This is a genomic window from Chromobacterium sp. Panama (genome assembly GCF_003052555.1).
Classification (GTDB): Bacteria; Pseudomonadota; Gammaproteobacteria; order Burkholderiales; family Chromobacteriaceae; genus Chromobacterium.
Genome location: NZ_QARX01000001.1, coordinates 2,896,433 through 2,918,213, shown reverse-complemented (window position 1 = coordinate 2,918,213; position 21,781 = coordinate 2,896,433). Strand labels below are relative to the sequence as shown.

General features: G+C 65.2%; 23 protein-coding genes. 17 read left to right on the top strand and 6 right to left on the bottom strand.

Annotated elements, in window-relative coordinates:
- Window positions 1-43: 43 nt before the first annotated feature.
- Together DB032_RS13180 and DB032_RS13175 are read right to left on the bottom strand one after the other, a co-directional pair.
- A complete protein-coding gene (locus DB032_RS13180) occupies window positions 44-982 on the bottom strand; it encodes a PDR/VanB family oxidoreductase (RefSeq protein WP_107799896.1) in 939 nt (312 codons plus the stop codon).
- 15 nt (window positions 983-997) lie between these two features.
- Window positions 998-2,143: an aromatic ring-hydroxylating dioxygenase subunit alpha gene (locus DB032_RS13175; RefSeq protein WP_107799895.1), complete on the bottom strand. Its 1,146-nt coding sequence runs from the start codon at window positions 2,141-2,143 to the stop codon at window positions 998-1,000.
- Window positions 2,144-2,463: 320 nt separating this feature from the next.
- On the opposite strand from DB032_RS13175, the gene DB032_RS13170 reads away from it, so the two are divergent.
- The 6 genes from DB032_RS13170 (at window position 2,464) to DB032_RS13145 (ending at window position 10,776) form a co-directional block, all read left to right on the top strand.
- The gene (locus DB032_RS13170) at window positions 2,464-3,405 is read left to right on the top strand and encodes a GlxA family transcriptional regulator (protein WP_233246704.1); all 942 of its coding nucleotides are present in this window, start codon (window positions 2,464-2,466) and stop codon (window positions 3,403-3,405) included.
- 195 nt (window positions 3,406-3,600) lie between these two features.
- Entirely contained in the window at window positions 3,601-5,127 is a 1,527-nt protein-coding gene (locus tag DB032_RS13165) for a fumarate hydratase (protein WP_081551201.1), read from the top strand.
- Between the two features lie 284 nt (window positions 5,128-5,411).
- Window positions 5,412-7,130, top strand: coding sequence for a sensor histidine kinase (locus tag DB032_RS13160; RefSeq protein ID WP_107799893.1), 1,719 nt, complete (start codon window positions 5,412-5,414; stop codon window positions 7,128-7,130).
- Complete coding sequence (gene btsR / locus DB032_RS13155) at window positions 7,127-7,861, top strand: two-component system response regulator BtsR (protein WP_233246703.1); 735 nt, start codon at window positions 7,127-7,129, stop codon at window positions 7,859-7,861. Before DB032_RS13160 ends, btsR begins: the two co-directional genes overlap by 4 nt.
- Before the next feature lie 71 nt (window positions 7,862-7,932).
- The gene (locus tag DB032_RS13150; protein ID WP_146176666.1) at window positions 7,933-8,709 is read left to right on the top strand and encodes a hypothetical protein; all 777 of its coding nucleotides are present in this window, start codon (window positions 7,933-7,935) and stop codon (window positions 8,707-8,709) included.
- A gap of 258 nt (window positions 8,710-8,967) precedes the next feature.
- Window positions 8,968-10,776, top strand: coding sequence for a carbon starvation protein A (locus DB032_RS13145; RefSeq protein ID WP_107799891.1), 1,809 nt, complete (start codon window positions 8,968-8,970; stop codon window positions 10,774-10,776).
- Window positions 10,777-10,895: 119 nt separating this feature from the next.
- Here DB032_RS13145 and DB032_RS13140 read toward each other — a convergent pair whose 3' ends face one another.
- Window positions 10,896-11,216, bottom strand: coding sequence for a hypothetical protein (locus tag DB032_RS13140; RefSeq protein WP_107799890.1), 321 nt, complete (start codon window positions 11,214-11,216; stop codon window positions 10,896-10,898).
- A gap of 123 nt (window positions 11,217-11,339) precedes the next feature.
- Here DB032_RS13140 and DB032_RS13135 point away from each other — a divergent pair, with 123 nt between their 5' ends.
- The 9 genes from DB032_RS13135 to DB032_RS13095 all read left to right on the top strand — a co-directional run bounded on the left by DB032_RS13135 (window position 11,340) and on the right by DB032_RS13095 (window position 17,244).
- The gene (locus DB032_RS13135; RefSeq protein WP_233246702.1) at window positions 11,340-11,792 is read left to right on the top strand and encodes a flagellar hook-length control protein FliK; all 453 of its coding nucleotides are present in this window, start codon (window positions 11,340-11,342) and stop codon (window positions 11,790-11,792) included.
- Window positions 11,793-11,809: 17 nt separating this feature from the next.
- Complete coding sequence (gene fliL / locus DB032_RS13130; protein WP_107799889.1) at window positions 11,810-12,253, top strand: flagellar basal body-associated protein FliL; 444 nt, start codon at window positions 11,810-11,812, stop codon at window positions 12,251-12,253.
- A 6-nt stretch (window positions 12,254-12,259) separates the two neighbouring features.
- A complete protein-coding gene (locus DB032_RS13125) occupies window positions 12,260-12,952 on the top strand; it encodes an RNA polymerase sigma factor FliA (RefSeq protein WP_107799888.1) in 693 nt (230 codons plus the stop codon).
- Window positions 12,953-12,969: 17 nt separating this feature from the next.
- Window positions 12,970-13,836 carry a flagellar motor stator protein MotA gene (gene motA / locus DB032_RS13120; RefSeq protein ID WP_107799887.1) on the top strand — a complete coding sequence of 289 codons (867 nt, stop codon included), beginning with the start codon at window positions 12,970-12,972 and terminating at the stop codon, window positions 13,834-13,836.
- Between the two features lie 13 nt (window positions 13,837-13,849).
- Entirely contained in the window at window positions 13,850-14,833 is a 984-nt protein-coding gene (locus DB032_RS13115; RefSeq protein WP_227104202.1) for a flagellar motor protein MotB, read from the top strand.
- Window positions 14,834-15,056: 223 nt separating this feature from the next.
- Window positions 15,057-15,749, top strand: a complete 693-nt coding sequence (locus tag DB032_RS13110) for a Crp/Fnr family transcriptional regulator (protein WP_107799885.1) — start codon at window positions 15,057-15,059, stop codon at window positions 15,747-15,749.
- 102 nt (window positions 15,750-15,851) lie between these two features.
- The gene (gene flgM / locus DB032_RS13105; RefSeq protein WP_048415766.1) at window positions 15,852-16,121 is read left to right on the top strand and encodes a flagellar biosynthesis anti-sigma factor FlgM; all 270 of its coding nucleotides are present in this window, start codon (window positions 15,852-15,854) and stop codon (window positions 16,119-16,121) included.
- The gene (gene flgN, locus DB032_RS13100; protein WP_107799884.1) at window positions 16,122-16,547 is read left to right on the top strand and encodes a flagellar export chaperone FlgN; all 426 of its coding nucleotides are present in this window, start codon (window positions 16,122-16,124) and stop codon (window positions 16,545-16,547) included. It abuts the gene before it with no gap.
- Window positions 16,528-17,244 carry a glucosaminidase domain-containing protein gene (locus tag DB032_RS13095; protein WP_107799883.1) on the top strand — a complete coding sequence of 239 codons (717 nt, stop codon included), beginning with the start codon at window positions 16,528-16,530 and terminating at the stop codon, window positions 17,242-17,244. Before flgN ends, DB032_RS13095 begins: the two co-directional genes overlap by 20 nt.
- A gap of 507 nt (window positions 17,245-17,751) precedes the next feature.
- On the opposite strand, the gene DB032_RS13090 is transcribed toward DB032_RS13095, so the two are convergent.
- From DB032_RS13090 to DB032_RS13080, 3 genes are all read right to left on the bottom strand, one after another.
- Entirely contained in the window at window positions 17,752-18,159 is a 408-nt protein-coding gene (locus DB032_RS13090; protein ID WP_107799882.1) for a VOC family protein, read from the bottom strand.
- Between the two features lie 122 nt (window positions 18,160-18,281).
- Window positions 18,282-19,460, bottom strand: coding sequence for an MFS transporter (locus tag DB032_RS13085; protein WP_199225888.1), 1,179 nt, complete (start codon window positions 19,458-19,460; stop codon window positions 18,282-18,284).
- Window positions 19,461-19,475: 15 nt separating this feature from the next.
- Window positions 19,476-20,210 carry a hypothetical protein gene (locus DB032_RS13080; RefSeq protein WP_107799881.1) on the bottom strand — a complete coding sequence of 245 codons (735 nt, stop codon included), beginning with the start codon at window positions 20,208-20,210 and terminating at the stop codon, window positions 19,476-19,478.
- A 441-nt stretch (window positions 20,211-20,651) separates the two neighbouring features.
- Here DB032_RS13080 and DB032_RS13075 point away from each other — a divergent pair, with 441 nt between their 5' ends.
- Both DB032_RS13075 and DB032_RS13070 read left to right on the top strand, forming a co-directional pair.
- The gene (locus DB032_RS13075; RefSeq protein ID WP_107799880.1) at window positions 20,652-20,951 is read left to right on the top strand and encodes a hypothetical protein; all 300 of its coding nucleotides are present in this window, start codon (window positions 20,652-20,654) and stop codon (window positions 20,949-20,951) included.
- 188 nt (window positions 20,952-21,139) lie between these two features.
- Window positions 21,140-21,691 carry a GNAT family N-acetyltransferase gene (locus DB032_RS13070; RefSeq protein ID WP_107799879.1) on the top strand — a complete coding sequence of 184 codons (552 nt, stop codon included), beginning with the start codon at window positions 21,140-21,142 and terminating at the stop codon, window positions 21,689-21,691.
- The last annotated feature ends 90 nt before the right edge of the window (window positions 21,692-21,781 follow it).

Below are 21,781 nucleotides of genomic sequence, written 5' to 3'. Positions count from 1 at the left end.
GGAGGCGCAACGCAGGATCAGGGGTTTTGTTAGCGGGCCTTAGTTACAAATCCAGCACCAGCGGCCCGCTCCCCGCCGCTCGCGACACGCAGATCATGATGCGCTCCCGCCGCTCCGCCTCGTTCAGGTATTGGTCGCGGTGTTCAGCGTCGCCGGCCAGCAGCCTGGTTTCACAGCTGCCGCAATAGCCTTCCCGGCATAGACAGTCCGGCCGCAGCGAGCTCTGCCGTTCTATCGCCGCCAGGATGGATTCGTCGGCGTCCACTCGCAGCCGCAGGCCGGAGCGGGCCAGTTCCACCTCAAAGCCGGCGCTCTCGGCCGCCGTGTCGGCGCTGAAGCGCTCATAGTGCAGCCGGCCGGCCGGCAAGCGCCGCGCGCAGGCATCCGCCGTCGCCGCGATCAGCCGTTCCGGCCCGCAGACATACACCTGGCTGTCCGCCGGCGCGGCGGCGATCAGCGCGTCCAGGTCCAGCCTGCGGCCGGCCCGGCTCTCGTACAGGCGGATTCTGGCGTCGCCGCGCTCGCTTCGCTCGGCCAGCTGGGCGGCGAAGGCGGCGCCGGCGGCGTCGCGGAAGGCGTAGTGCAGCTGGTAGTTCGCGTCAGCGCCCAGCGCCGCCATATGGGCGATGAAGGGCGTGATGCCGATGCCGCCGGCGATGAACAGCCGCGGGCCGGGCACGGCGGCCAGCGGGAAACGGTTGGCCGGCGCTTGCACCCGCAGGCGGCTGCCCGGCGCCAGCGCGTGCAGATAACGCGAGCCGCCGCGCGAATCCGGCTCGTGTTTGACCGCGATGCGGTAGACCCCGCCGCCGGGGTCCAGCAAGGAGTAGGCCGCCGGCCGGCCCGGCGGCGGCATGTCCACCACGATGTGGCTGCCGGACGGGCAGGGCGGTGCCGGGCCGTCCAGCGGCCGCAGGGTGAAGGCCTTGACGCCGGCGGCCACTTCTTCGATGGCGCAGACTTCGGTGACGATGGCGGGCATGCGCGGCGCTCCGGTTCAGCCGCGGTAGGCGGCGGCCACCATCTGGTGGAAATGGGCGATGCCGTGCTCGCTGATGCCGCTGCGCTGGCTGTCCGCCATGATGCGGCCCTGGCCGCGGTAGCCGCGCGATTGCAGCCCGCGTTGCACGCTTTCCACCAGCCGCAGGTCTTCGGGGCGGAATTCGTCGCGCGCCCAGCTGACGAAGCGGCGCTGTTCCTCGCTCAAATCCTGGTTGAGGAAGAGGATTTCGTAATGCTGGACGGTGATGCCGGCGGATTCCGGAAATTCGTAAATCACCGTCATCGCCGCGTCGCCGGGCACCACGTTGAACATCACGCCGGGCCACAGCCAGTAGCCGTTGAAGGCCTGGTTGGCGGCTTCGCCGTCAAAGGCGTAGCTGCTGTCGCTGGATTGGGCTGCGCCGCGCTGCAAGGTCCAGCGGCCGTGAAGGCTGTGGGTGTAGCCGTCGGTGGTCACCGATTGCGAGAAGCTGGGGTGGGCCGGCGCGCAGTGGTAGCACTCCATGTAGTTGTCGACGATGACTTTCCAGTTGGCCGGCGTGGTGGTGACCACGCGCTCGGCCACCTTCAAGTCCGCCACTCGCGGACACACTTGCATGAAGTGCTCGCGCAGGCCGGCGTATTCGACGTCGATGTCCGGCGCGTCCGGGTCCATGTTGACGAAGACGAAGCCGCAGTATTCGGCCACTCGCAACGGGCTCAGATGGCTGCCGGCCCGGTCGAAGTCCGCCACCTGCTCGCAGTTGCGCGCGTGCGCCAGCTGGCCGTCCAGCTTGAAGGCCCAGGCGTGGTAGGGACAGGTGATCACATTCCTGGCTTGGCCGCTGCCGCTGAGCAGCTCATGGCCGCGGTGCGGGCAGACGTTGTAGAAGGCGCGCAACTCGCCGTCGCGGTCGCGCAGCAGCAGGATGTTCTCGCCTATCACCCGGCGGGTGACGTAATCGTTGGGCCGGGCCAGCTCGCTGCCGTGGCACAGGCAGAGCCAGGATTTGGCGAAGATCTGTTCTTTTTCGTACTGGAACACCTCGTCGGCGGTGTAGCAGCGCGCCGGCAGGGTGTGGGCGCGCTCGATGTCGCTGCAGAAGTCAGCGGGCAGGCGCGGCGCGGCGGGCGGGGGCTGGATGACGGCGTGCTGTTGCATGGCGGGGCTCCTTCAAAAGCCTTGAGTGGGGGACGGCTGTTGATGATTTAACGGTGTGCCGGCGGCGGCGGAGCGGATGGCCGCGACGCTTACTTTTCATTGCGCGACAATTTGCATTGGCGCGAACCGGGCGCTCGCGCTTATGCTGGGCCTTGGTACGTGTTTACGATCGCGCGAGCTAAGGCGAGACAAGGCGTTGCGGCTGAGAAAGCGGAATGTGCAAGTGGTGCATGAGCATTTCGAAGACGCCCTCACCGTGCCACGTCTCACGACGCGCAGCAGATCGTAAACAGGTTCTTAGACTGGGAGGGGAGAGCGCGGTGGACGAATACCATTTCCTGTTGTTGCCGGAGTTTTCCTTCATCGGCTTCGCCGCGCTGATGGAGCCCTTCCGCATCGCCAATCGTTTTCAGCCCGGCGCCAGCCGCTGGCGGCTCTTGTCCGTGGACGGCCAGGCGGTGGCGGCCAGCAACGGCATCGCGCTGATGGTGGACGGCGCGCTGGCGGAGGCCGGGCCGTGCACCTGTCTGTTCGTGGTCAGCAGTTTCCATCCGCTGCGGCATTACACGCCGGAGCTGGGCGCGGCGCTGCGGCGGCTGGAGCGCGGGGGCATGACCCTGGGGGCGATAGACACCGGCTGTTTCATCCTGGCCGAGGCCGGCCTGCTGCGCGGCGAGACGGTGACGCTGCACTGGGAGGCGATTCCAGCCTTCCGGGAACGCTATCCGCAGGTGACCGCCAGCCAGGAGCTGTTCCTGACCGAGCGGCGGCCCACCTCCGCCGGCGCGGCGGCCGGGCTGGACCTGGCGCTGGCCTTGCTGGCGCGCCGTCACGGCCGCGAGCTGGCGCTGGCGGTGTCCGAGCAATTGGTGCAGGGGCAGATGCGCAGCCCGTCCGAGCACCAGCGCCTGCAAGTGGCCAGCCGTTATCAGGTGCACAACAAGAAGCTGGCGCAGGCGATACGGCTAATGGAGGAGCAACTGGAAGAGCCGTGGCCGCCGGAGGAGCTGGCCGCGCGTTGCGGCGCCACCCGCCGCCAGCTGGAACGCTTGTTCCGCGCGCATCTCAAGGCCTCGCCGGCGGAGTTCTACCGCGCGCTGAGGCTGGATCGCGCCCGCTGGCTGCTGCGCCAGACCGAGCTGAGCGTGGTGGAAATCAGCGTGGTCTGCGGCTTTGAGTCACCGTCTTATTTTTCCCGCGCCTATCGCAAGCGTTTCGACCGCAGTCCAAGGGAGGATCGCGAGGATCGCAGCGGCGCTTGAGAAGCTGTTTTCAGCGGTTTTCGCCTTGTCTCGCTCTTGCCCGCGAGGCTTTGGACCGGTCCGGAGCGGGGGGGCATTGGCTGGCCGCGGACGGTTTTATCGGGTACTGTTGAGAGTTTGGATTGGCGCGGGCGGCGCGCCTCCATAAAATAACAGGGCAAACCCCAAATAGCCCTACGCTGGAGAAACCCGAAAATGGCCATCATCCGTCAGGAAGACTTCGTGCAAAGCATTGCCGACGCCTTCCAGTTCATCAGCTATTACCATCCCAAAGACTATATCGACGCGCTGTACCAGGCGTATCTGAAGGAAGAGAGCCCGGCGGCCAAGGACGCCATGGCCCAGATCCTGATCAACAGCCGCATGTGCGCGGAAGGCAAGCGCCCGATCTGTCAGGATACCGGCATCGCCGTGGTGTTCCTGAAAGTGGGCATGAAGGTGCAGTGGGACGCCGAGCTGTCGGTGCAGGAGATGGTGAACGAAGGCGTGCGTCGCGCTTACCTGAACCCGGACAACAAGCTGCGCGCCTCGGTGCTGCTGGATCCGGCCGGCAAGCGCCAGAACAGCAAGGACAATACCCCGGCGGTGGTGCATTTCGAGATCGTCGAAGGCGACGGCGTGGAAGTGACCTGTGCGGCCAAGGGCGGCGGCTCGGAGAACAAATCCAAGTTCTACGCGCTGAATCCGTCCGACTCCATCGTGGACTGGGTGCTGAAGACCCTGCCCACCATGGGCGCCGGCTGGTGTCCGCCGGGCATTCTCGGCATCGGCATCGGCGGCACGCCGGAAAAGGCGATGCTGCTGGCCAAGGAAAGCCTGATGAGCCATGTGGACATCCAGGACTTGAAGGCCAAGGCCGACAGCGGCGCGGAACTGAGCCGCGTGGAGCAACTGCGCCTGGAACTGTTTGAAAAGGTCAACGCGCTGGGCATCGGCGCCCAGGGCCTGGGCGGCCTGACCACGGTCTTGGACGTGAAGATTCTGGATTACCCCACCCACGCGGCCAGCCTGCCGGTGGCGATGATCCCCAACTGCGCGGCCACCCGCCACGTGCACTTCCACCTGGACGGCAGCGGCCCGGCTTCGCTGGAAGCGCCGCGCCTGGAAGACTGGCCGGACATCACTTACGACAACTCCAACGGCAAGCGCGTCAACCTGGACGCCATCACCCCGGAAGAGGTGCAAAGCTGGCAGCCGGGCGATGTGCTGCTGCTCAACGGCAAGATCCTCACCGGCCGCGACGCCGCGCACAAGCGCATGGTGGACATGCTGAACAAGGGCGAGAAGCTGCCGGTGGACTTCACCAACCGCTTCATTTACTACGTGGGCCCGGTGGATCCGGTGCGCGACGAAGTGGTGGGCCCGGCCGGCCCCACCACCGCCACCCGCATGGACAAGTTCACCCGCCAGATGCTGGAGCAGACCGGCCTTCTGGGCATGATAGGCAAGGCCGAGCGCGGTCCCACCGCGATCGAGGCGATCAAGGACAACAAGGCGGTCTATCTGATGGCCGTAGGCGGTTCCGCCTATCTGGTGTCCAAGGCGATCAAGGCGTCCAAGGTAGTGGCCTTCGAAGACCTGGGCATGGAAGCCATTTACGAGTTCGAGGTCAAGGACATGCCGGTGACGGTGGCGGTGGATTCCTGTGGTTCCAGCGTGCACAACACCGGCCCGGCCGAGTGGCGCGTGAAGATTGGCAAGATTCCGGTCATCCCCGTCTGAGAACCTGCCTACGATCTGCTGCGCATCGTGGAGCGTTACACGGTGAGTACGACTTCGAAATGCTCATGTACCGTGTGTACACTCCGCTTTCTCAGCCGCAACGCCTTGTCTCGCCTTAGCTCGCGAGATCGTAAACACGTTCTGAGTCCGCATGAAAGAAACGGTCGCCTCCGGCGGCCGTTTTTGTTTGCGCCGGCGGCGCCTGAAAACGGTTTGATCCAGACCAAGGTCGGGCGGTGAGCCGTCGCCTATGCTCGGCGGCACACCCTTATTGTGCTGCCCGCATGTTGACCGAGTTCTCATTGATCCTGACCTTGTTGCAGCAGATGTGCGTTTACCTGGTGATCGCCTATCTCTTGTCCAAGACGCCGCTGTTCATCCCGCTGACCCAGGTCACCATCCGCCTGCCGCACAAGCTGGTGTGCTATCTGGTGTTCTCGGTGTTCTGCGTGATGGGCACTTATTTTGGCTTGCACATCGACGATTCCATCGCCAACACCCGCGCCACCGGCGCGGTGCTGGGCGGCATGTTGGGCGGGCCGTGGGTGGGGCTGGCGGTGGGTTTCACCGGCGGCCTGCATCGTTATTCGCTGGGCGGCGTCACCGCTGGCGCCTGCATGGCGTCCACCATGGCCGAAGGCCTGCTGGGCGGGCTGGTGCACCGTTATTTCGTGCGGCGCGGCCAGCTGGGGCGGGTGTTCGACCCGCTGGCGGTGGCCGCGGTGGCCTTGCTGGCGGAGTGCATGCAGATGTTGATCCTGCTGGCGGCGGTCAAGCCCTTCGCCGCCGCCTGGCATCTGGTGCGCAGTATCGCCTTGCCGATGATGATCGCCAACACCCTGGGCGCGGCCATGTTCATGCGCATCCTGCTGGACCGGCGCGCGCTGGCGGAGAAGTATTCCTCCGCCTTCTCCTCCAAGGCGCTGCAGATCGCCGCCCGCGCCGAGGGCGTGCTGCGCCACGGCTTTGACCGCGACAACTGCATGACCATGGCGCGCATCCTGTACGAGGAACTGGGCGTGGGCGCGGTGGCGCTGACCGACCGCGAGCGGCTGCTGGCCTTCATCGGCGCCGGCGCCGACCACCATCTGGCGGGCACGCCCATCACCTCGCCGCTGACCCAGCGCGCCATCGCCGCCAACCAAGTGGTGTACGCCGACGGCAACGAGACGCCTTACCGTTGCTCCATCAGCCCGGCTTGCAAGCTGGGCTCCTCGCTGGTGATCCCCTTGCGCGGCGAGGACGAACGGGTGATCGGCACCATCAAGCTGTACGAGACGCGCAACAAGCTGTTTTCCGGGATCAACCTGACCCTGGGCGAGGGCATTGCCCGGCTGCTGTCCAACCAGATCCTGCAAGGCAAGTACGAGCAGCAGAAACAGCTGCTGGCCCAGACCGAGATCAAGCTGCTGCACGCCCAGGTCAATCCGCATTTCCTGTTCAACGCGCTCAATACCCTGTCCGCGGTGATACGCCGCAACCCGGAGCACGCGCGCCAGCTGGTGCAATACCTGTCCACCTTTTTCCGCAAGAACCTGAAGCGCTCCAGCGAGATGGCCACCCTGGGCGACGAGATCGACCACGTCAGCGCCTATCTGCGTATCGAGGAGGCGCGCTTCGCCGGCCGGCTGCAAGTGGAGATAGCCGCGCCGGAGGCGGCGCGCCGCGCCGAACTGCCGGCGTTTTCCCTGCAACCGCTGGTGGAAAACGCGATCAAGCACGGCACCTCCCAGCTGCTGGAGCCGGGGCGCATCCGCATCTCCGCCCGCTGCGACGCGCAAGGCCTGCGGGTGACGGTGGAGGACAACGCCGGCCTCTACCACAAGCCGGAACAGAGCGACGGCCTGGGCATGTCCCTGGTGGACCGCCGCATCCGCGCCCGTTACGGCGAGGCCTACGGGGTGGCGGTGGATTGCGCCCCTGAGCTTTACACCCGGGTCAGCCTGCTGCTGCCCTGTCGTTGCCCGCAGGCGGACGCGCGCCGCGCCGGAGCGGCGACATGAGCGCGGCCGGCCTGCCCAGCGCGCTGCTGGTGGACGACGAACTGCTGGCGCGCGACGAATTGCGCCAGCTATTGCAGGCCGCCGGCGGACTGGACATCGTCGGCGAGTGCGGCAACGCGGTGGAGGCCATCGCCTTCATCCATCGCCGCAAGCCGGACGTGGTGTTCCTGGACATCCAGATGCCGCGCATCAGCGGCCTGGAAATGCTGGCGATGTTGGACCCGGAGGCCATGCCGCAAGTGGTGTTCGTCACCGCTTACGACGCCTACGCGCTGCAGGCCTTTGAAGAACACGCCTGCGACTATCTGCTGAAGCCGGTGGACCCGGCGCGCTTGGCCAAGACCCTGGCGCGGCTGCGCCAGCGCGCCGCGTCGCCGCCGGCGGCGGTATGCGCCTTGGGGCCGCTCAGCCTGATTCCCTGCCAGGGCGTCAACCGCATCGTGCTGTGCCGCTTGGAGGAGGTGGCCTATGTCTGCTCCCGGCTCAGCGGCGTTTACGTGGTGGACGCCGCCGGCGTGGAGCGCTTCACCGAGCTGACGCTGCGCACGCTGGAAGAGCGCAGCGATCTGTTCCGCTGCCATCGGCAATACCTGGTGCGCTTGTCGGCGATCCGGGAAATCCTGTTCGGCGACAACGGCGTCGCCACCATCCATACGCTGGACGGCCACAGCCTGCCGGTCAGCCGCCGCTATCTGAAGCCCCTGAAGGACGCGCTGGGCATCGCGAGCTAGCGGCCGCCCGTCCAAATGCGCCGCGCATCCTCCTCCGCTGTGCTAAACCTCAGTCCAGGGGGAGACATTCGATGACAAAACAAATGCTGCTGTGCGCGGCCTGGGCGCTGGGCTGCGCGCCCGGCCTGCTTCATGCCTGCAACGGCACGGCAACCCAGGACAGCTCGCCGGACATCAACCGGCCGGATCTGCACGGCATCGCCGTGTTTCTGCCGCAATTGCTGGAGAACAACCAGAACAGCCCGTTCGCCGAACTGCTGCAAGTGGTGGCCAGACATTACAAGGAAGGCAAGATCAGTTTCAGCATAGAGCCGGTCAAGCGCGTCTATCTGGACGCCAGCGACAAGAACGCGGACTTCCGCTTTCCCATCATGAAGGTGAGGGAGGGCGCGGACGACGCCACGCCCTATCAATTCACCAAGGAGATGCTGGGCAAGGTCACCTTCGTGCTTTACACCCACAAGACCAAGCCGCTGGACAAGGAGGACGTGCTGCGCATGGCCAATCTGGCCAAATACAATATCGAGGCGCCGCCGGTGAACTGGGGCTTTCCCAGCAAGAGCGTGGTCAATCTGGAGCTATCGCTGAAAAAGCTGAATCTGGGCCGGGTGGACGGGGTGCTGTGGGCGCAGGAGGAGGCGGATTATCTGGTGCGCAAGTTCAAGCTGAACAATATCCGCCGCGCCCGTTTCGACGACTACCCGGACGTGCTCTTCCTCAATTGCAACCGCCGCGGCGATTTCGTCCATCAGGCGCTGAACCGGGCCATCCGCGCCGCGCGCGCCAGCGGCGAACTGCAAAAAGCCTACGCCAAGGTGCATAAGCCCTATCAGGACTGGCAGCCCTGATAAGCTGTTCAAAGTCTGCTGCGCGTCGGCGATACGGCGTTAAAACCGGCTTCGAAATGCTCATGTACCACGCGTACATTCCGTTTACTCAGCCGGTTTCGCCTTGTTCCGCTCAAGATCGTCAGCACATTCCGGGAACCGCTCGCCCCGCTCTGGCCGCCGCTGGCGACGCCATGCGGCCGCTGAGCCGCTTTCCGCCCCACGAAGACCGCGCCCGCGCGTAAGTTCCGGGTGAGACTATCACCGGAGCTGACAAAAATGGATCACGCATTGACCTTCGTGATCGCCACCCTTTGCATACTTGCCATCTGCTACCGCCTGTACGGGGTGTTCTTCACACGCAGGGTATTGGGTGTCGATGATAGCGCCGTGACCCCGGCGCATGAATTAAAGGACGGCAAGGACTATGTGCCCACTAGCAAGTGGGTGGCGTTTGGCGGCCACTTCGCCGCCATCGCGGCGGCCGGTCCGCTGGTGGGGCCGGTGCTGGCCGCCCAGTACGGCTATCTGCCCAGCATGCTGTGGCTGTTGATAGGCTGTGTGATCGGCGGCGCGGTGCACGACACCGTGGTGCTGTTCGCCTCGATGAAGCATCACGGCAAATCGCTGTCGGAAGTGGCCAAGACCGAGCTGGGCCCCTGGGCCGGCTGGTGCACCGGCCTGGCCATGCTGTTCATCATCACCATCACCATGGCCGGCTTGTCCATGGTGGTGGTGCATGCGCTGGAGCGCAATCCCTGGGGCGCGTTCGCGGTGAGCATGACCATTCCCATCGCCATCGCCGTCGGCCTGTGGGAGCGCGTCACCGGCAGCATGAAGAACGCCAGCTATGTCGGTGTCGCCGCCATCATGGCCTGCGTGTTCGCCGGCCCCTACATCCAGGGCACCGCGCTGGGCGAGCTGCTGACGCTGAAGGCGTCCACCGTGTCCCTGCTGCTGCCCGTCTACGCCTTCTTCGCCACCGCGCTGCCGGTGTGGATGTTGCTGACCCCGCGCGCCTGTCTGTCCAGCTTCATGAAGATAGGCGTGTTCGGTCTGCTGGTGGTGGGCGTGGTGTTCATCAACCCGCAAATCCAGTTCCCGGCCGTCACCCAGTTCATCCACGGCGGCGGCCCGGTGCTGGCCGGCCCGGTATGGCCGTTCATCTCCATCACCATCGCCTGCGGCGCCATTTCCGGCTTCCATGCCTTCATCGGCTCCGGCACCACGCCCAAGCAGATAGACCGCTGGAGCGACATCCTGCCGGTGGGTTTCGGCGCGATGCTGGCCGAATGCGTGGTGGGGGTGATGGCCTTGATCGCCGCCACCGCCTTGCATCCGGCGGATTACTTCGCCATCAACTCCGCGCCGGACACCTTCGCCAAGCTGGGCATGCAGGTGGTGAACCTGCCGCAGCTGTCCCAGGAAATCGGCCTGGACCTGTACGGCCGCACCGGCGGCGCGGTGACGCTGGCGGTGGGCATGGCGGACATCTTCACCCGCATTCCCTGGTTCCATAATCTGGCGTCCTATTTCTTCCAGTTCATGGTGATGTTCGAAGCGGTGTTCATCCTCACCGCCATTGATTCCGGCACCCGCGTCGCCCGTTATCTGATCCAGGACTTCGTCGGCGACGCCTGGGCGCCGCTCAAGCGCACCGACTGGATGCCCGGCGCCATCGGCGCTTCGGTGGTGGCCTGCCTGCTGTGGGGCTATCTGCTGAACTCCGGCGACATCAATTCCGTGTGGGCCTTGTTTGGCGTGTCCAATCAGCTGATGGCATCCATCGGCCTGATCATCGGCGCCACCATCATCCTGCGGCTGTCGCACAATCGCGCCTACATGATGACCTGCCTGCTGCCGCTGGCTTATCTCTACGTCACCGTCAATTACGCCGGTTACTGGATGATCAAGCACGTTTACCTGAACCCGGCGGCCAAGGGCTACAACCTGTTCAACGCCGCCATCTCCATCGCCATGCTGGCGCTGGGCCTGGTGATCCTGCTCTCCGCCTGCCGCAAGTGGATGGAGCTGCTGGCGCGGCCAGCGCCGGATGCGAGCCGGGAACTGGCCGCTGCCAAGGCTTGAGCTGAACAAAACAATGGGGTAAGACTTGGCCCGCTGGGAACAGCGGGCTTTTTTTGCTTGTTCAATGCAGGAAGCGCAGCGGCAGGCCTTGCTTGCTCAGGGCTTGATGATATCCACGCTTAAGTTTGGAGAGGTGGTTGTGGCGGCAGTTGGTAGCGCACCAGCTCCCATTCCACCTCGGTGGCGCGGTAGACCTTCCATTCCTTGCTCAGCCATTGCTGCCACCATGGCAGCGGGAAGGCGACGTCGAGCAAGGGCAGCGGCTGGCCGGCGGTGCAGTAGCGGGTGGGATGGGTGCTGCCCCACGCGCCGGCGCAGCCCGGGATGGACTCGGCCGCGCTTGTCGCCAGCGCCGCGACGCCGCGCCGGAGCGCCGAGGCGGCGCTGCCGGCGGACGCGCTGTCCGCCGCGCTCAACACCCTGGCGCCGTTGCCGGCCAAGCCGGCCGCGGCCGGCGAGGCTCAGGCCGGCCGCGAAACGCCAGCGCCGGCGCAAGCCGCCGCGCCCTTATTGGCCGCCATCGCGCCGCAGCCGCAGGACAAGGCCGGCGCGCCGCTGCCGGAATGGGCGCGCCGCTGCCGGAATGGGCGCCGATCAAGCTGCCCGCGGAACAAGCAGCCAAATGGGGCGACAAGCTCAGCGCCGCGCTGGGCGAGCGCCTGCAAGTGCAAAGCAGCCACGGCATGGACCGCGCGCTGATCCGGCTGGACCCGCCCTCGCTGGGCTCGCTGGAAATCTCCATCCGCCATGAAGCCGGCGCGCTGCAAGTGCAGTTGACCGCCTCGCACGGCGAAGTGGTGCGCCAGTTGCAAGCCATCGGCGACGCGCTGCGCCAGGACCTGTCCAACCGCCAATACACCCAGGTGGCGGTGGAGGTGCGCGAAGGCGCGCCGGGGCAGGGCGGCCAGCAGCGTCAGGAACGCCAGGGGCAACAGCAGCCGCAACGCGTGCCGGGACGGGCGCTGGCGGAAGCGGGGCAGGGTGATGGACAAGGCTTCTGGCTGGGCCAGGGCTGAGCAGCGGAAGCACAAGAATGAATCGAAACATCGTAGTGATTTTGATCGTGGCCATCGTGACGGCGCTGGCCGCAGGCGGCGGCGCCTGGTGGTGGCTGAGTTCGCGCGCGCCGCAGGCCGCGGAAGCGCCCAAGCCGGCGGCGGCGCTGGACGCGCGCTTCGTCAGCATGGACAAGGTGATCGTGATGCTGCGCGGCGGGGAATCCGCCACCCGCTTCATGGCGGTGGACCTGGTGTTCCGCAGCAATGAAAAGCAGGAGGCCGAGGTCAAGTCCCAGCTGCCCTTCCTGAAGAGCATCGCCGTGCGCGCGCTGTCGGAGCTGCCGGCGGACAAGGCGCTGACGATGAGCATAGACGACTACCAGCGTTTGCTGGCCAAGGCCTATGCCGGCGGTTTTCTGCGCGAGCGACGCGACGCGCCGTTCAGCGAGGTGATGGTCAGCAAATTGATCATCGAGTAAGCCGCCATGTACGCCAGTTACGCCGAAGCCCCGGCCAGCGCCGGCGGCGAAGCCGAGGCGCTGCGTCAGTACGCCCATCTGGTCAAGCGGGTGGCGCGCCAGCTGTCGTCTCAGGCCGGCGGCGTGTTCGACCGCGAAGACATGGAGCAGGTGGGGCTGATGGCCTTGCTGGAAAGCCTGCGCCGCTACGGCGAGCCGGACGACAAGTTCGCCGGCTTCGCCATTTTGCGCATTCGCGGTGCCATCCTGGACGAATTGCGCCGGCTGGACTGGCGGCCGCGCTCGGTGCGCCAGGAAGCCCACCGCGTGCGCGACGGCCTGCGCCTGCTCAGCCGCAAGCTGGGGCGCGAACCCAGCGAAGCCGAGGCGATGCAGCTGCTGGGCCTCAGCGCCGAGGCCTATCAGGAGGCGCTGCTGGCCGACAACGCGGAAGCGCTGTCCAGCTTCGACGAACTGATGGCCCAGGGCCTGGAGCCGGCGGCGGAAGACAATCCGGAACAGCGGCTGGCGCTGAAAAGCGCCTTGACCGTGGCCTTGCAGGCGCTGAACCCGCGCGAACAGCAAGTGATCCAGCTGTATTACGAATTTGAACTGAGTCTCAAGGAGATCGCGGCAGTGCTGGCGCTGACCGAAGCGCGCGTCTGCCAGATCAACAAGAGCGCTCTCAAAAAAATGCAGGCCTGCCTACAAGCGGCCTGAGCCCGAGGAAAGAAAACATGCAGCAATTATTCGGCATTCTGATCGTGCTGGTTTGTGTCTTTGGCGGCTTCATGCTGCATGGCGGCATCCTGTCCGTGATCTGGCAGCCGGTGGAGCTGCTGATCATCTGCGGCGCCGCCGTCGGCGCCATCGTGCTGGGCAACCCGCAGCACGTGCTGACGGAAATGGGCGGCCAGATCAAGCGCGTCGGCATGCGCAAGAAGTACGACGCGGAATTTCAGCGCCAGCTGCTGCTGCTGATGTACGAACTGCTGATCACCGCCAGCCAGGGCCTGAAGGCGCTGGACGAACACGTGGAGGCCCCGCGTCAGAGCGCCTTGTTCAACCGCTACCCGCTGGTGCTGGAAGAACCCAAGCTGCTGGCCTTCATCGTCGACAACTTCCGCCTGATGGCCATGGGCAAGATCAGCGCCCATGAACTGGAGGGCGTGCTGGACCAGGAGTTGGACGCTATTCACGAAGAATTGAACCAGCCGTCCAAATCGCTGCACAAAATCGCCGAGGCGATGCCGGGCTTCGGCATCCTGGCCGCGGTGCTGGGCATCGTGATGGCGATGAACAGCGTCAGCCAGGGCGCCACCGCCGGCGAGATCAGCGAGAAAGTGGCCGCCGCCATGGTGGGCACCTTCATCGGCATCTTCTTCTGCTACGGCGTGCTTGACCCGCTGTCCAATATGATGCACCAGCTGGTCAAGCAGGAGCTGTCCAACTACGAATCGGTGAAAGTGGTGTTGACCACCCATGTGTCCGGCAAGCCGCCGCTGCTGGCCATCGACGCCGGCCGCCGCCTGGTGCAGCTGAACACCAAGCCCAGCTTCTCCCAGCTGGAAACCTGGATCAACGCGCTGGAAGGCGTGAACTGAGCGGATGGCCGGCATGGCGAATAAACCCAATCGCGAGCATGAAGCCGCGGTGATCAAGAAGGTGTCGCGCCGTCAGGATTCCGAAGGACACGGCGGCGCGTGGAAAGTGGCGTTCGCCGACTTCGTGCTGGCGCTGATGTGCTTGTTCCTGGTGCTATGGGTGCTGGCCGCGCGCGACCAGGAAAACCTGCAGCAATTGCTGACCGCCGGCGGCGGCAGCCCGCTGAAGGCCGGCGGCTCGCGCAGCATCGAGCATACCGGCACCCCGCCGGGCAGCCTGATCCCGCGCGATCCGATTCCGGGTCAGCCCACCACCACCACCAAGGCCGACTCCCTGCTGCAGGAGAGCAACAAGGTGGCCAAGAAAACCTTCGACGGACAGGGCCAGCGCAGCCTGGACAGCGTGGCGGATCTGGAAAAGCTGGCCGGCCTGCTGGCCAAGATGAGCCGCGACGCCGGTCTGGCCAGCAATCTGCAGACCGTGGTCACGCCTTACGGCTTGCGGGTGATGCTGCACGACACCGACAACCAGGGCATGTTCGAGCGCGGCAGCGCCATCGTCGAGCCGCGCTTCAAGCGGCTATTGCACGATATGGGCGAGATGTTCGGCCATATCGACAATCAATTGCTGATTGTCGGACACACGGACGCCGCGCAATACCGGACCGCCGGCTTCGGTTCGTTTTCGAACTGGGGCCTGTCCAGCAACCGCGCGATGGCGGCGCGGCTGCATCTGCTGGAAGGCGGCATGAACGCCGCCGGCATTTTGCAAGTGGTGGGCATGGCGGACCGGGCGCCGCTGGACGCCGAGCACCCGCTGGCCGCCTACAACCGCCGCATCGAGCTCTTGGTGATGACCAGCAAGCAGGCGCAGGCGGTGGTGGCCATGTTCGGACCGCCGGGACAGAGCGGCAATCGCGAGACCAGTGTTGTAAGTTCGCCACTACAGAAATCCGATCTGGATAGCGCGCTGCAAGATGGCCTAACTCCCCGCTGAACTTTTATTTTTTTGGGTTCAAAACAAAAGCCTGATTCGTTTCAGGCTTTTTTTATGTGTGTTTTTTCACACTTTTGTTAACCGCTAATATTATAATCCGCACCTGATTAATAAAAATCCGAGCGAAAGACTCGGATGATGTTGACAAAAAAAGACGCCAAAAGGCGGCAAACATCTGCGGGAAAGTCGATTCAATCGCAAGACTATCGGGGACGACGTGGTCATGAATGAAAACCACAATATCAAAGCCTTGTTAAGAGGCACACATCTGTTCGGACATCTGGACAACGACAAACTGGACAAAGCGCTGGAACTGGCCGAAAGCCGCCGCCTGAACAAGGGCGAGGTGCTGTACAACGAGGGCGATAGCGCCAACGAGGTCTATCTGCTGGCCAGCGGTTGCATGCAAGTCTTTGTTTCGGATGGACTCAGCAAGAAATACATTCTGCAAATCTGCGCTTCCGGGGAGCTGATCGGCATGGTCGGCTTCATCGACAGCGGCGAGCGCAGCTCCAATTGCGCGGCGGACGAGGACAGCCACCTGCTGGTGTTCAGCCGCGACAGCCTGATGCAGTTGTTCGATACCGAAGACGGCCTGCCGCACAGCCCGGAGGCCCGCACCCGCATCATGTGCCATCTGGTGCAAGTGGTGCGCCGCATGTCCACCAAGGCCAAGAACCTGGCGCTGATGGATGTGTACGGCCGCGTGCGCATCCTGATCAATCAAATGCTGGAAGAGCAGGACGGCGAGGAAATGGTGCTGAAAAAGCAGCTGACCCAGCAGGAAATCGCCGACCAGATCGGCTCCTCCCGCGAGATGGTGGCGCGCATCCTGAAGGAGCTGGTGTTCGGCCGCTATATCCGTCTGGAAAACCGGCGCATTGTCGTTCTGAAAATGTTACCGGTAAATTTTTAAGTTTTTTCTCAGACTGTCGCCTTGAAAGGGTAAGGGCGGGCCGCAGGGCCCGCTCCGAGCGGCCGCGCCGCTCGCACAGCCTAACCAGACGGATTCCAAACTATGCAAATCAATTCGACCTCGTCGCAACGCCGCGAACTGGCGGTCGGCGGCCAGAGCGCCGCCGCGGAAACGCCGGCCCGCGCGCCCGCCGCCGTCGCCGCGCCCGCCGCGAGCCAGGACATGGCGCCGGCGGTGGCGGAACTGCGCGCGCTGCCGGACATCGACATGAAGCGGGTGGAAGAAGTGCGCGCCGCCTTGGCGCGCGGCGAAGTGCGCTTCGACGCCGCCCGCCTGGCCGATCTGGTGGAGCAATACCACCGGAGCCGCTGAATGAATCGCGAGCAAGCCTTCAAACAACTGCTGGCCACCGTGCAGCAGGATCTGCAAGGCTACGGCCGCTTGGAGCAACTGCTGGAACAGCAGTTCGCCGCCGCGCTGGCGCATCAGGCCGACGAGCTGCGGCAGCTGGGGGCCGACATCGTCGCCCAATGCGACGCCTTGCAGGCCAGCCGCGACCAGCGCCTGCAACTGGCCGGCCAATTGCTGGGCCGCGGCCGCGCCGCCTCGATGGACGCGGTGCTCAAGCTTTTGCCCGCCGCCGCGGAACAAGCCTGCCGCCAGCGCTGGAACGCGCTGGTGGAGCAGATCCGTTTGTGCCAGACCCTGAACCTGCGCAACGGCCAGCTGCTGCAACAGCAGCAGGACCTGATGAACCGCGTGCTGAATGGAGACAGCGATGTTTACTGTGCGCAATGACATCGGCGCCGGGCCGGACTTCGGCGCCGACGCCATCGCCTTGCCGTTGATCGGCCAGGCCGGCGGGGACGGCGAGCGTTTCGCCGACCAATGGAGCGGTCAGCTGCGCAGCGAAGTGCGCGACTTCATCGAAAACGGCTCGGAGAGCTGGTCCAGCCTGTCGCCGGAAGGCGCTTGGGCGCGTCAGCGCGTCCAGGACGCCACCCTGGGCGGCAGCATGCCCTACGGCGCGGACCAGCAGGCCTTTCTCGACAGCATCGCGCCCTACGCGCAACAGGCCGCCGCCAAACTGGGCGTGGCGCCGGAACTGGTGGCCGCTCACGCGGCGCTGGAGTCCGGCTGGGGCCAGCGTCCGCTGACCCGCGCCGACGGCGGCAGCAACCACAATCTGTTCGGCATCAAGGCCGGCAAGGGCTGGCAGGGCGAAGTCAGCCGCGCCTTGACCACCGAGCATGTGGACGGCCGCGACGTGAAGCGGACGGAAAGCTTCCGCGCCTACTCCGGCCTGCAAGACGCCTTCGCCGATTACGCGCAGCTGCTGGCCGGCAATCCGCGTTATCGCGGCGCGCTGGGCGTGGGCGGCAACGCCCAGGCCTTTGCTCAGGCGCTGGCGCAGGGTGGCTACGCCACCGATCCGGGCTATGCGGACAAGCTGCAAAAGGTGGCGGCGGGCATTCAGGCTCGCAGACAGCCTTGAACGCGGACTCACGCGACACAAGCCCTGAAGGCGCTGTCCGCTTCAGGGGTTTTTTATATCCGCCGCGCGCGGCCGCCGGCGTGGCGAATAAGCGTCATTGACGATATTTAATACCAATTCAATGCCAGTTTGAATTTCGGCATTTACTCCAAACGGTTGTTTGAATTAACGCGATTAGGGCGGGCGGATTAAACCCCCTATTATCGAAGCGGTTTAGACTAGAGTATTTATGTCTAAATAAAAAAATCAAAACCAGTAATATTTAAAACCGCCAGACCCAGTTTGCCGGAGCGGCCTGTGAACCGGTGCTTAGCGCCGAAAGACGCCGCTCACGGCGGGCGCGGCGACGCCGGATTCAACAGCGGTTTGGGGTCTTGGAGCCCAGGCCTTGCGGCCGCGGAGGCGGCTCAGGGGACTGAAGCGGCGCTCGCCGCGCCGTCAGGAAGCGCGGCAGGCATTGAACAGGTTCTATGGTATCGCTGCAGCGCAGCAGATCGTAAACAGCTTCTAAGGGGAGGGCGGGCCTTTCAGCTCCACGACATTGCCCTCCGGGTCCTGCAAGTACAAGGAGGGGCCGTCGCCCTCGGCGCCGTAGCGCTGGGCGGTTTCCCCGGCGCTAAGGCCGTGGCTTGCGAGGTGGGCGCGTATCGCCTCCTCGTCGAAAGGCTCGACGCGGAAACAGAAGTGATCCAGATTGCGGCCTTCCGCGGCCGGCGCGCGGCCGCCGGCCCGGCCCAGCGGCCCGTCCACCGGCACCAGGTCCAGCAGCGAATGCCCGGCGCGCAACTGCAACAGCCCCAAGTCCTCGCGCCGGCGCTCCACCGTGCAGCCCAGCACCTCGCGGTAAAAGCGCTCCATCTTGGCCAGGTCGCTGACCCGCAGCACGATATGGTCGATCTCCCGAATGGCAATCATGACGTTTCCTTAGTTGCATGGCATTTTGTTTTGTATTTGTCATGATGCGTCCGGCGCGCGGATTTGCAAGCCGATGCCGGAATTGTATTTCTTAATGCCAACGATAGCCTTCGAACAGCTTCTTAGGCCTGTTGGGCGTCCGCCGGCCGCAAGCCCGGTCCGAAGGGCAGCAGCAAGAGCGCGCCGGCCAGGGTCAACAGCCCGGCCGCGGCGCAGAACCAGGCCACCGGTCTTGGCTCGCTGCTCAGGCCCAGCAACAGGGCGGCGGAAAAAATGCCCAGGTTCAGCAAGCTGGCGTGATAGGAATTGAGGGTGCCGCGATAGCGTTCGGACAGGGTGCTCAAGCGGGCGTGGTGCAAGGGCCCGGCGCAGCCGTAGCCGAAGGCCCACAGACAGCCGGCCAGCGCCAGTTGCCACAGCGCGCTCAGGGGCAGCAGGAAGGCCAGGATGCCCAGCGCCGCCGCCAGCGCCGCGGCCGGCAGGGCGGCCTCGCCCAGCCGCCTTTGCAACGGCGGACCGCAGAGATTGCCCGCGATGACCACCAGGCCCAAGCCGCCGGCCAGCAGGCCGCCGCCGGTGGAGCTGAGCGCCAGCTTGCGCGCGGCCACTTCGGCCACCACCGCGCCGAAGCCGGCGACCCAACCCAGCCACAGATAGCTGACGCATAGCCGGCGCCGCGCGCCGGGCGTGCGCCAGGCGCCGGCCAGGGTGGCCAGGAAGCCGCCACCCGCCGTCAGGCGGCCGCCGTCGGCGCGGAACCAGCGCCGCACCGCGGCCCAGGCCAGCAGGCCGGCCGCCGCCAGCGCGTAATAACTGGCCTGCCAGCCGGCGGTGTCCGCCAGCCGTCCGGCCAGCGCCGGCGTCAGCACGAAGGCCAGCATCAGCCCGATGAAGACCTGGCCCAGCCTTTGGCCCAGCTGGGCGCGCGGGGCCAGGTCCGCCACCAGCGCCAGCGCATTGGGCTGGATCACCGCCGCGCACAGCCCGCTCAGCGCGGACAGCGCGACGGCCGCGTTCAGGCCGGGGGCGGAGGGCAGCAGCGCGCAGCACAGGGCGAAGCCGAGCAGGCCCAGCTGCAAGGGCGGCCTGCGGCCAAAGCGGTCGGACAGCGGGCCGGCCAGCAGCGCGAACACGCCGTAGCACAGGCCGTAAGCGGCGGGCAGATAGGCGATGGCGCTGGAGGGCACGCCGAAATGGCGGCCCATCATGGCCATCATCGGGCCGGCCGCCACTTCGGCCGATCCGATGATGAACATGCAGCAGAACAGGGCGGCCAGCTGGCGGCGGCTTATGCCGCCCATGCGCGGCCGGAAGAATCAGAAGAAATGGATCTCAAGCCGGATATCCTCGATATGTTGCCAATCTATGCCGTCCCGGCGGTAGGCGTCCGGATCGTAGACGCCGTCATCGTAAGCGTCGTCGGGGTCTATGGACAAGCCGGCGCAGATGTAGCGGCGCAGATAGTCGTGGTCACTGGGCACGATGGCTGCCTTGCCGCCGCGCGACACGTCGAGGATGTAGTTGATGTCGCCCACCTGATAGCGCTGAATCAGCGCCGCCGCCTGGCCGAAGCCGATGTCGGCCAGCAGATCGGCGGCAAAGCGGTTGGCGCCCACCTCGAAGGACACCCGGTCCTTGCGTTTCTGCTCCGTCATCGGCGGCGGCTGATCCAGGCCGCTGCCCTGGCCGGCGGTTTCGTAATAGTGCAGCGCCGTCTGCACCCCGCGCAGGTCGTAAATATAGTCATAACGCTCGATGTTCTTGCGCCTGGCCGCGCAGATGAAAAAATAATGCCCCAGGCTGTGCAGAATCATGAAGGCGCGGGAAGCTGGCGACACCCCGCGCGCAAAGCGGATGTCGCGTCCCTTGATGATGGTCTTGATATTGAAGGGATGCGCGTCGGTTTCGGAATACTCCAATTGATACAGCTGCCGCAGCTTGGCTTGCAACTGCTGCAGGTCCCGGGCGGACATCATGGCCAGCACTTTTTCGATCTGAGCGTCGATGTCTTCGACAACCGGGCTGTCCAATACGGCTTGGTCTAGGCTCATGGCGAGACTCCTTCCAAGTTAGGGTCAATCAAAGAGCGAGCCGGACCGCCGCTCGGCCCGTGGGCGCGGCGGCTTGTTGATATGGAGCGGGCATGAAGGCGGATGGCCGCCGCGGCGGCTGTCTTGAAACAGGCGACGGAATGCTTCTGCGGCGGCGGAGCGCTTATCCTTCCGTATTATGGCCAAGCCCGGCGGAGAAGGCGCCGGCCTAAAGACTAGCTTTCACGCCAGGAGAGCGAGGCAAGGCGAAGACAGCTGAGAACGCGGAATGCACAAGGGTATATGAGCGTTTCGAGGGGGTTTTCAACGCGGTATCGCTGACGCGCAGTAGGCTTTAGAACGGGTTCTAAGTGTTTTCCGGTTTTGCCGGCCCTTGGCCGCGGCGCTATATCGCTAAATAGCAGGCGGCCTGCCCGCCGGTTCAACGGGAAAGGATGGAAGATGAAGGTTTCTGAATTCTTGCAGGATGGTTTCGGCAGCTTTTCAGCCACGCGGCTGGCTTTCCTGTTGTGGGCGCTGGGCGTGCTGCTGGTCTGGGCCTACACCTCGATCCAGAAAGGCTCGCCGTCCTTGCCGATAGACAATTCGGTGATCGTGGTGCTGGGCATTCTGATGACCGGCAAAGTGACGCAAAGCTTCAGCCCCGGCGATAGCCCGCAAATCCAGGCCGCCAACGCGCAGGCCCAGGCCCCCCAGCCTGCGCCCGCCGCGCCGGCCGGCAGCCCGGCCTTGACCGCCTGATCCGCTTCTTCAGCCGTTTGCGCCTTATCCCGCTCTTGTTCGCGAGACCTTGAGCGGGCCTAGATAGGCTTTCTATTGGCGAGCTATCTTCTAGAATGGAGTGCGGTCTCCCGCTGTACACAATAAAGCGCGGCCGGGTCCACTCGCTTGCAAGCGCGGGGGCCGGCCGCCTCATTCTGGTGCTCGTGATGAATGTGATAACCCCGCCGTCTATCGATCTGCAGGGTTTCAGCCTGCGTCCCATGGAAATGCTGGATATTCCGGACTGGTACGACTATCTGCGCCTGCCCGAGGTGGCGCAGCATCTGCGCTGGGAGCTGCAATCGGCGGCGGATCTGGCGCCGCTGGTGCAGGCCTATCGCTCCGACGAGCCGGGCGCGCCGTTGCGGCTGGCCATTGTGGACGACGAATCGGGGAATCTGGCCGGTTCGGTTGGTTTCGACGCCGTCTGGCCGGAGGATCGCAAGGCGGAGATCGATTTCGACCTGGCGCCGGCCTATTGGGGGCGCGGTCTGGGGCAGGCCGCCTGCAAGGCGGTCACGGTCTGGGCCTTTGTCGGTTGCGGCTTGTACCGGGTACAGGCGGTGGCGCGCGACGGCAACCGGCGCGCCGAGCAATTGCTGCGCGGCAGCGGTTTTCAATACGAGGGTTTGCTGCGCGGCTATCGCCAGGTGCGCGGCGAGCCGGGCAATTTCAAGATGTTCTCGCGGCTGGTCACCGATCCGGACGCTGAAGCTTGAGCGGCGCGCGAGCGCCCTGGTCACGCCGCCGCAAGGCGGCTTGTTTTTGCGCGGCCCGGCATTTTGGCCACCGGGGGGCGGTAGGTGTTT

Bases quoted from the DNA above. Each gene is read 5' to 3' on its own strand.
- flgN (WP_107799884.1), top strand. From the start codon at position 16,122: ATGAATCGCGAGCAAGCCTTCAAACAACTGCTGGCCACCGTGCAGCAG.
- DB032_RS13085 (WP_199225888.1), bottom strand. From the start codon at position 19,460: ATGGGCGGCATAAGCCGCCGCCAGCTGGCCGCCCTGTTCTGCTGCATG.
- DB032_RS13125 (WP_107799888.1), top strand. From the start codon at position 12,260: ATGTACGCCAGTTACGCCGAAGCCCCGGCCAGCGCCGGCGGCGAAGCC.
- DB032_RS13145 (WP_107799891.1), top strand. From the start codon at position 8,968: ATGGATCACGCATTGACCTTCGTGATCGCCACCCTTTGCATACTTGCC.
- btsR (WP_233246703.1), top strand. From the start codon at position 7,127: ATGAGCGCGGCCGGCCTGCCCAGCGCGCTGCTGGTGGACGACGAACTG.
- DB032_RS13160 (WP_107799893.1), top strand. From the start codon at position 5,412: ATGTTGACCGAGTTCTCATTGATCCTGACCTTGTTGCAGCAGATGTGC.
- DB032_RS13165 (WP_081551201.1), top strand. From the start codon at position 3,601: ATGGCCATCATCCGTCAGGAAGACTTCGTGCAAAGCATTGCCGACGCC.
- DB032_RS13095 (WP_107799883.1), top strand. From the start codon at position 16,528: ATGTTTACTGTGCGCAATGACATCGGCGCCGGGCCGGACTTCGGCGCC.
- DB032_RS13115 (WP_227104202.1), top strand. From the start codon at position 13,850: ATGGCGAATAAACCCAATCGCGAGCATGAAGCCGCGGTGATCAAGAAG.
- DB032_RS13110 (WP_107799885.1), top strand. From the start codon at position 15,057: ATGAATGAAAACCACAATATCAAAGCCTTGTTAAGAGGCACACATCTG.
- DB032_RS13180 (WP_107799896.1), bottom strand. From the start codon at position 982: ATGCCCGCCATCGTCACCGAAGTCTGCGCCATCGAAGAAGTGGCCGCC.
- DB032_RS13150 (WP_146176666.1), top strand. From the start codon at position 7,933: ATGACAAAACAAATGCTGCTGTGCGCGGCCTGGGCGCTGGGCTGCGCG.
- DB032_RS13135 (WP_233246702.1), top strand. From the start codon at position 11,340: ATGGGCGCGCCGCTGCCGGAATGGGCGCCGATCAAGCTGCCCGCGGAA.
- DB032_RS13080 (WP_107799881.1), bottom strand. From the start codon at position 20,210: ATGAGCCTAGACCAAGCCGTATTGGACAGCCCGGTTGTCGAAGACATC.
- DB032_RS13075 (WP_107799880.1), top strand. From the start codon at position 20,652: ATGAAGGTTTCTGAATTCTTGCAGGATGGTTTCGGCAGCTTTTCAGCC.
- flgM (WP_048415766.1), top strand. From the start codon at position 15,852: ATGCAAATCAATTCGACCTCGTCGCAACGCCGCGAACTGGCGGTCGGC.
- motA (WP_107799887.1), top strand. From the start codon at position 12,970: ATGCAGCAATTATTCGGCATTCTGATCGTGCTGGTTTGTGTCTTTGGC.
- DB032_RS13090 (WP_107799882.1), bottom strand. From the start codon at position 18,159: ATGATTGCCATTCGGGAGATCGACCATATCGTGCTGCGGGTCAGCGAC.
- fliL (WP_107799889.1), top strand. From the start codon at position 11,810: ATGAATCGAAACATCGTAGTGATTTTGATCGTGGCCATCGTGACGGCG.
- DB032_RS13175 (WP_107799895.1), bottom strand. From the start codon at position 2,143: ATGCAACAGCACGCCGTCATCCAGCCCCCGCCCGCCGCGCCGCGCCTG.
- DB032_RS13070 (WP_107799879.1), top strand. From the start codon at position 21,140: ATGAATGTGATAACCCCGCCGTCTATCGATCTGCAGGGTTTCAGCCTG.